At 66.2% G+C, this 7,975-nt stretch carries 6 protein-coding genes; 2 read left to right on the top strand and 4 right to left on the bottom strand.

Annotated elements, in window-relative coordinates; genetic code table 11:
* Window positions 1-53: 53 nt before the first annotated feature.
* The 3 genes from AC0IYU_RS34680 to AC0IYU_RS34670 form a co-directional block, all read right to left on the bottom strand.
* Window positions 54-1,925, bottom strand: coding sequence for a phosphoenolpyruvate carboxykinase (GTP) (locus tag AC0IYU_RS34680; RefSeq protein ID WP_472126908.1), 1,872 nt, complete (start codon window positions 1,923-1,925; stop codon window positions 54-56).
* Between the two features lie 154 nt (window positions 1,926-2,079).
* Entirely contained in the window at window positions 2,080-2,232 is a 153-nt protein-coding gene (locus tag AC0IYU_RS34675) for a hypothetical protein (RefSeq protein ID WP_435441433.1), read from the bottom strand.
* A gap of 120 nt (window positions 2,233-2,352) precedes the next feature.
* The gene (locus AC0IYU_RS34670; RefSeq protein ID WP_472126905.1) at window positions 2,353-3,552 is read right to left on the bottom strand and encodes a threonine ammonia-lyase; all 1,200 of its coding nucleotides are present in this window, start codon (window positions 3,550-3,552) and stop codon (window positions 2,353-2,355) included.
* A 115-nt stretch (window positions 3,553-3,667) separates the two neighbouring features.
* Here AC0IYU_RS34670 and AC0IYU_RS34665 point away from each other — a divergent pair, with 115 nt between their 5' ends.
* Window positions 3,668-5,992 carry an ATP-binding protein gene (locus AC0IYU_RS34665; RefSeq protein WP_472126902.1) on the top strand — a complete coding sequence of 775 codons (2,325 nt, stop codon included), beginning with the start codon at window positions 3,668-3,670 and terminating at the stop codon, window positions 5,990-5,992.
* Between the two features lie 113 nt (window positions 5,993-6,105).
* Window positions 6,106-7,728 carry a S41 family peptidase gene (locus AC0IYU_RS34660; RefSeq protein ID WP_472126899.1) on the top strand — a complete coding sequence of 541 codons (1,623 nt, stop codon included), beginning with the start codon at window positions 6,106-6,108 and terminating at the stop codon, window positions 7,726-7,728.
* A gap of 27 nt (window positions 7,729-7,755) precedes the next feature.
* Here AC0IYU_RS34660 and AC0IYU_RS34655 read toward each other — a convergent pair.
* Window positions 7,756-7,975 (bottom strand): hypothetical protein (locus tag AC0IYU_RS34655; protein WP_472126896.1); only part of this gene is annotated, 220 nt, incomplete at its 5' end.

Raw genomic sequence — 7,975 nt, 5'->3', positions numbered from 1 at the left:
TAAAAAAGCCCGATGAATCCATCGGGCTTTTTGCTATCTGAAGCAGCTGAAAATCAGGCAGCCAGGCGCTGCGCGATCGCAGCCTTGGTCGCCGGCAATTCCTTCGGAAGATGGTGTTCCAACTGCTTGAACAGTTCTTCATGCAGCTTCAACTCGGCCTCCCACGCCGCCTTGTCGATGCTGGTCACCGTGGCAAATTGCTCGGCGCTGAAATTCAGGCCGGTCCAATTCAGGTCTTCATAGCGCGGGCTCACGCCGGTGAGGTGCTCGATGCCTTCCGTCTGGTTGCCCTCGACGCGGTCGATCATCCATTTCAGTACACGCATGTTCTCGCCGTAGCCAGGCCAGACGAACTTGCCGTCGGCGCCCTTGCGGAACCAGTTGGTCGTGTAGATCCTGGGGAGCTTGGCGCCCGAGGCCTCGAGCTTCTTGCCCAGGTCGAGCCAATGCTGGAAGTAGTCGCTCATGTTGTAGCCCATGAAAGGCAGCATGGCGAACGGATCGCGACGAACGATGCCTTGCTGCCCGGCCGCTGCAGCGGTGGTTTCCGAGCCCATGGTCGCGGCCATGTAAACACCTTCCACCCAATTGCGGGCTTCGGTTACCAGCGGCACGGTCGTCGAGCGACGGCCACCGAAGATGAAGGCGTCGATGGTCACGCCCTTCGGATCGTCCCACGCGTCGTCAAGCGCCGGGTTGTTGGTCGCGGCGACGGTAAAGCGTGCGTTCGGATGCGCAGCCTTGGCGCCCGTTTCCTTGGCGATCTGCGGCGTCCAGTCCTTTCCCTGCCAGTCGATCAGGTGAGCCGGCAGCGCCTTGCCTGGCGCATCCTGCTCCATGCCTTCCCACCATACGTCGCCGTCGTCCGTCAACGCGACGTTGGTGAAGATCACGCCGTCGTCCAGGCTGCGCATGCAATTCGGGTTGGTCAGCATGTTGGTGCCAGGGGCCACGCCGAAATAGCCGGCCTCGGGGTTGATGGCGCGCAGCGATCCGTCGGCCTGCGGCTTGATCCAGGCGATGTCGTCGCCGATCGTCGTGACCTTCCAGCCTTCGAACCCGGCGGGTGGCACCAGCATCGAGAAGTTCGTCTTCCCGCACGCGCTGGGGAAAGCCGCGGCCACGTGGTACTTTTTGCCTTCAGGATTCGTCACGCCCAGGATGAGCATGTGCTCGGCCAGCCAGCCCTCGTCGCGGCCCATGTTCGATGCGATGCGCAGCGCGAAGCACTTCTTGCCCAGCAGCGCGTTGCCGCCGTAACCCGAGCCGTAGCTCCAGATCTCGCGGGTCTCGGGGTAGTGAACGATGTACTTGGTCTTGTTGCAGGGCCAGGACACATCCTTCTGACCGACTTCGAGCGGCGCGCCCACGGTGTGCACGCAGGGCACGAAGTCGCCGTCGGCGCCCAGCACCTCGTACACCGCCTTGCCCATGCGGGTCATGATGCGCATGTTGACGGCAACATAGGGCGAGTCCGAGAGTTCGATGCCAATGTGCGCAATGGGCGAACCCAGCGGGCCCATGCTGAACGGCACGACGTACATCGTGCGGCCCTTCATGCAGCCATCGAACCGCGGCTGCAATGTTGCACGCATTTCAGCGGGCGCCATCCAGTTGTTCGTCGGGCCGGCGTTCTCCTTTTTCGCGGAGCAGATGTAGGTGCGGTCTTCGACGCGCGCCACGTCGCTCGGGTCGGACACCGCGAGGAACGAATTGGGGCGCTTGGCCGGATTGAGCTTCTTGAAGGTCCCCGCGTCCACCAGCTGTTGGCAAAGGCGGTCGTATTCTTCCTTGCTGCCGTCGCACCAGTGAATGGCTTCGGGTTTGCACAGCGCGGCCATCTCGGCCACCCAGGCGATCAGTTTGGCGTTCTTGACGTATGAGGGCGCCTGAATGGTCAGGCCCTGCATCGTGGGTGCGTTCATCGGAAAAATCTCCTAAGTTGAAAAATCGTCTTTCCGAACGGGGCGCCGAGCCTGTTCAGGCACGGAGGTCCGTTTGAGAAAACGTTTCGCTTCGGGAGACTGCGTCAACGCGGGCCGCACAGCCCGCGGACGAAAGCGCGACTGCCTGTCAGCGTCAGGCCAGAAAGACGGCGATTGATGCCAGCAGCAGCATCAGCACGCCGCCTGCCAGCGGCAGCACCAACGGCATCAGGTGAACGACCGATTCGACGGCGTCTTTTTCGACGGCAGCGCCGTGGCTCGGCTCGATGGGAGTGGGGTTGGACATCGGGAAGTACCTCGAATACACAAAGTGACAGACTCCGGCCATTTTACCGGCGGGTAGCCTTCCGCAGGTCTAGGGGGTTGCGAGCCCCTCGATCAGGGTAACCGAGGGTGATCTCGCGGCTCAATGCTGCTCTTCGGCCTCGAAGCCCGCGTCCTTGAGCGCAACCAGCACGCTGGCCAGATGCGCCCGCCCGCGGGTCTGCAGCACCAGCTCGATGTCGACGTTCTGGGCCGCCAGCATGGTGAAGGCCCGCTGGTGGTGAACCTCGTCGACGTTAGCGCCCGCTTCGGCCACGGTGGCCGTGATCTGTGCCAACGAGCCAGGCACATCGCGCGCGCTGACGCGCACGCGGGCGAGTCGCCCCGCCCGCACCATGCCGCGCTCGATGATGGCCGCAAGCAGCAGCGGATCGATGTTGCCCCCGGAAAGCACCAACCCCACGCGCTTGCCCTTGAAGCGCTCCGGGTGCCGAATCAATGCCGCCAGGCCGGCGGCGCCGGCGCCCTCGACCAGGGTCTTCTCGATTTCGAGCAGCATCAGCACGCCCTGCTCGATGTCGCCCTCGTCCACCAGCAGCAGGTCGTCGACCATGCGAGCGATGATTTCGTGCGTGAGCACACCCGGCGTGCCGACGGCGATGCCTTCGGCGATCGTGCTCTTGCCCTGTACATGGTGCGTGCCCTTGACGGCATTGACCATCGCCGGAAAGCGCGTGGTCTGCACGCCGACGATCTCGATGTCCGGCCGGCGCGCCCGTGCCGCCACCGCCATGCCCGCGATAAGCCCCCCGCCGCCGACAGCGACCACCAGCGTGTCGAGGTCGGGCACAGCGTCGAGCATCTCGAGCGCCACCGTGCCCTGGCCCGCGATGATGGCCTCGTCGTCGTAGGGATGCACGAAGGTCAGCCCCTCGCGCTGCGCAAGCTCCAGTGCATGGGCACGTGCCGCGTCGAGCGAGTCGCCATGCAGCACCACCTCGGCGCCGAAGCCCCGCGTGCGTTCGATCTTCACGCCGGGCGTGAAGCGCGGCATCACGATCAGCGCGCGCAATCCGAGCCGCTGCGCGTGATAAGCCACACCCTGCGCATGGTTGCCGGCAGACATGGCGATCACTCCGCGTGTACCGTTCTGCGCAAGATCGACCAGCTTGTTGCATGCACCCCGTTCCTTGAACGAGGATGTGAACTGCAGGTTCTCGAATTTCAGGAACACCTGGGCGCCGACGATCTCCGACAGCGTGCGAGATTCCACACAGGGCGTGTTGAGCACCTGACCTTGCAGGCGCGCTGCGGCGCGCTGTATTTCTTCGATTCCGACCATGGCGCGCATTGTGGCTGGAATCGCACCATCAGGGTTTTTACCGTTTGCGAGTCTTCCCGAAGCCAAAAGTCTGCGTTATGGTCTCTCCGAGATTTTCCTCGTTGGAGGTTGCCTGATGGCCAAGCGTGCGGGTGTCGATGTGGTGGCTGCTGCGGTACGCGGGCAGGCATTGCCGTCGCCCGGCCTCAAGGAAGCACCGGTGCTGGAGCTCATGTGCTCGCACTTCGTGCTCACGCTCGCGGCCAAGCAGGGGCCGCGCTTCAATGTGCGGCGCGACATCAACGGCCTGTTGTCGCTCACGGGCCGCCACCTCGTATGGCCCGCGCCGGTGCTGCAGCGGTTGCGCGAATTCCTCGGGCGGCGCTGCGCGGGCAACGAGGCGTGGAAGGACGTCGAGAACCTCGACGGCCGCACGCTGCTGGAGCGCCACGGCGTGTGGCGCGGCCCGTACGAAGAAGGCACGCTGTTCTTCTACCTCGACGAATACGCGAAGGACCAGCCGAAAGACCTGCTCTCCGTGCTCACCGCCACGCGCGACTGGCTCACGCACGCACTGCGCAAGCAGTCGACACTGGTCGAGAAGAACATCGACGCGCTCGCGGGCCTGTTGCAACTCAACAAGGCCGAGCGCGCGCTGCTGCTGTACGGCACGCTCGCGCGCTACCAACGCGACCTGCGTTCGCTCCTGGTCGAGTTCAAGGTCAACAACGCGCCCGAGGCCTACGCGGCCATCGCGGACATTGCGGGCGTGAACGCCAGCGAAGTGGGCGAGGCCTTGCGCGCGGGCTCTCGGCTGGAGCGCATCGGGCTCGTCGAGAACCTGATCTCCGAGCACAACATCACCGACCTGGCCGACCTCATGAAGGTCAGCGAGAAGCTGCCGCCGGTGCTCATGCGCGAGTACCGTGACCAGAACGAACTGATGGCCGTGTTCACGCGGCCCTCGGCCAAGAGCGCGCTCACCCCACACGACTTCTCCTTCGTGCAGGAAGACGCGCAGATGCTCGTCACGCTGCTGCAAGCAGCAGTCGCGCGCAAGGAGCCCGGCGTCAACGTGCTGCTCTACGGGCCGCCCGGCACTGGCAAGACAGAGCTTGCGAAGGTCGTGGCACAGGCAGCCGGCCTCGAGCTTTTCGAGGTCGAGTACGCCGACCGCGACGGCAACTCGCTGAGCGGGCGCGACCGGTACCGCTCGCTGCAGATCGCACAGGTGTTCCTCAAGGGCAGCGCGCACGCCGCACTGCTGTTCGACGAGGTCGAGGACGTCTTCCCGCCCATCAGCACCGAGGCCGCGCAGTTCATGGCGCGCGCCGAGCAGGTTCCCGCGCCCACCAGCGGCAGCGTCAGCGGCAAGGCCTGGGTCAACCAGATCCTCGAAGCCAACCCCGTGCCCACGCTGTGGGTCACCAACCGCATCGAGCAGATCGACCCGGCCTTCCGCCGCCGCTTTGCGTACCACCTCGAGCTGAAGTCGCCGCCCCCCGGCGCGCGCGAGCAACTCGTGAAGAAGACGCTCGAAGGGGTGGTGGTGTCCGAAGCCTTCACCGCCAAGCTGGCCGAGCGCAAGGGCCTCACGCCGGCGCAGATCCGCACGGCGGTGCGCTTCGCCGGACTTGCGCGAACCGACGACGCCTCGGTGGAGGCGCTCATCGAGCGCCAGCTGCGCAACGCCGATCTGGCGCTGGGCACGCTCGATGCGGGGCGCGGCGAACGCCGCAGCGTCACCACCTACGACCTCGACATGCTCAATGTCGAGACCCGCTTCGAGATCCCGCGCGTCGTCGAGGCGCTGAAGGCGCGCGGCCACGGCACGCTGTGCTTCTACGGCGCGCCCGGCACCGGCAAGACCGCGCTGGCCGAGCACATCGCCAAGGCCATCGGCCGCCCGCTCATCATCAAGCAGGCCAGCGACCTCATGAGCAAGTACGTCGGCGAGACCGAGCAGAACATGGCCGCCATGTTCCGCGAGGCCGAGAACGAGAAGGCCGTGCTGCTGCTCGACGAGGCCGACAGCTTCCTGCAGGACCGCCGCAGCGCGCAGCGCACCTACGAGGTCACCGAGGTCAACGAGATGCTGCAGGGCATGGAGCGCTTCAACGGCATCTTCGTGTGCACCACCAACCTGCTCGACCGGCTCGACCAGGCGGCGCTGCGCCGCTTCACCTTCAAGATCAAGTTCATGCCGCTCACCGCGGTCCAGCGTGAGCGCATGTTCGTCACCGAGGCGCTCGCGGGCGACGCGGGGCGCTTGACTGTCGCGCTGGGCGCCCGGCTCGCGCGACTGACCCAGCTGTGCCCGGGCGATTTCGCCGCCGTGAAACGGCAGACCGATATCCTGGCCACCGAGTTTTCGGCCGACGAGTTTCTCGACCAGCTCGAGGCCGAGCACCGCATCAAGCCCGAAGTGCGTGAGTCGCGCGGCATGGGCTTCGTGCAGTAAAGAAGAAACAGCGAAGAACAGGACCGGGTGGGGTGCCCGGCAAGCGCAGCACGGCCGAAGCGGTCGCCGGCTGCGAAACATCCGTCCGCCACCGCGGGCACGAGGAGGAGCACATGGGCTTTCGAGCGATCGATTTGCGGCGGCTGCCGCGTCCTGGCGCCTGGGCTGCACGTGCCGCGCTTGCTGCGGGCTGCCTGCTGGCAGGGTGCGGGGGCGGTGGTGGCGGAGGGGGCGGCGGCGCGGGCTTGCCGATCGGCCTGCTGCCCGGCGCCACGACGCCGCCTGTCAGTGGCGGCGACGGCGACGGCGGCATCGTGGCCTCGGCCACGGTTGCCGGCCAATGCGCCGTGCCGCGCAACGGCACCAACCCCGCCACCGGTTCGGCCTACCCCGACCGCGCTGGCTCGCTCGACACCGAAAAGAGCTGGGTTCGCGGCTGGATCGACGAAACCTACCTCTGGTATGCCGAAGTGCCCATGACCCTCAAGGCCAGCGACTACGCCACGCCGGTCGCCTGGTTCAACGTGCTCAAGACGCCGGCCACCACGGCTTCCGGTCGCGCCAAGGACCGCTTCCACTTCACCTACGACACCGAGGTGTACCGCCAGCTCTCGCAAGGCGGCGTGTCGGCCGGCTACGGCATGGAGACCGCGTCGGTGCGCAGCTCGCCGCCGCGCGACATCCGCATTGCCTTCGTCGAGCCGAGCTCGCCGGCCGACCGGCTGGGCTTGCGGCGCGGCGCGAAGATCCTGGAGATCGACGGCGTCAACGTCGTCAGTGGCACCGGCACCGCCAACGTCAACGCGATCAACCGCGCCCTTGCGCCGCAGGCCGTGGGCGAATCGCACAGCTTCACCTTCGAGGTGGGCGGCACGCCGCAGGCCGCGGTGACGCTCAAGGCGGAGAGCGTCACCCGCACGCCGGTGCAGAACGTGCAGGTCATCGACACCGGCAGCGGCCGCGTGGGCTACCTGCTGTTCAACGACCACATCACCACCTCGGAGGCGCAGCTCATCGATGCGGTGAACACCTTCAAGCAGGGCGCCGGCATCAGCGACCTGGTGCTCGACATGCGCTACAACGGTGGCGGGCAGCTCCTCATTGCCAGCCGGCTGGCCTACATGATCTCTTCGCCAGCGGTGACTGCGGGCAAGACCTTCGAACAGCTGGTCTACAACGACAAGAACCCGTTCCGGCAGACCCTCGCGCAGACCCTGACGCCTTTCGTGGGCACCAGCCGCAGCGGCCAGGCGCTGCCCACGCTCGGCCTGTCGCGCGTCACGGTGCTCACCGGTCCCGACACCTGCTCGGCCAGCGAGTCGGTCATCAACAGCCTGCGCGGCGTGGGCGTCACGGTCAAGCTGGTGGGCGGCACCACCTGCGGCAAGCCCTACGGCTTCATTCCCCAGGACAACTGCGGCACCAGCTACTTCGCCATCCAGTTCAAGGGCGCGAACCAGAAGGGCGAGGGCGACTACAGCGACGGCTTCGCACCCGACTGCACCGTGGCCGACGACTTCACTCATCCGCTCGGCGACAGCGCCGAAGCGCGCCTGGCCGCGGCGCTGGCCCTGCGCAGCAACGGCGCATGCCCGGCAGCCGGCTCGGCCAAGGCTGCAGCCAGCGCGGGCCTCGACAAGCTGCAGGCCGCGCCGGCGCCGGAGCAGCCCTACCTGCGCGACCGCTCGCCGCTGCGCGAGAACCGCCTGGTCGAGCCTGTGCCCGACCCGGGCTGAGCCGCGCTTCTTTCTCGCGGAAAACCCCTAGGCAACGGCGCTTGCCACGCGCGTGGCAAGCGCCGTAGAGTTTGGCAAACGTTTGCGCAAAGCTTTGCGCAAACGTTTGTATTTTGGTTTTCCCAAGCGTGGGACAACTGAAAACCAAACCCTTAGTTCGAGGAGAAGCAGATGCGCAAATGGCTCGGGACGATGTTCATCGTCGTCATCACGGTGCTGGCGGGATGTGGCGGGGGCGGGAGCGGAG

This window comes from Variovorax sp. AC103 (assembly GCF_979254005.1).
The sequence above is the reverse complement of the archived record's forward strand: the minus strand, read 5'-3'. Positions and strand labels throughout refer to the sequence as shown.

Excerpts from the sequence above, each read along its gene's own strand:
- AC0IYU_RS34660 (WP_472126899.1), top strand. The coding sequence starts at position 6,106 with ATGGGCTTTCGAGCGATCGATTTGCGGCGGCTGCCGCGTCCTGGCGCC.
- AC0IYU_RS34675 (WP_435441433.1), bottom strand. The coding sequence starts at position 2,232 with ATGTCCAACCCCACTCCCATCGAGCCGAGCCACGGCGCTGCCGTCGAA.
- AC0IYU_RS34670 (WP_472126905.1), bottom strand. The coding sequence starts at position 3,552 with ATGGTCGGAATCGAAGAAATACAGCGCGCCGCAGCGCGCCTGCAAGGT.
- AC0IYU_RS34665 (WP_472126902.1), top strand. The coding sequence starts at position 3,668 with ATGGCCAAGCGTGCGGGTGTCGATGTGGTGGCTGCTGCGGTACGCGGG.
- AC0IYU_RS34680 (WP_472126908.1), bottom strand. The coding sequence starts at position 1,925 with ATGAACGCACCCACGATGCAGGGCCTGACCATTCAGGCGCCCTCATAC.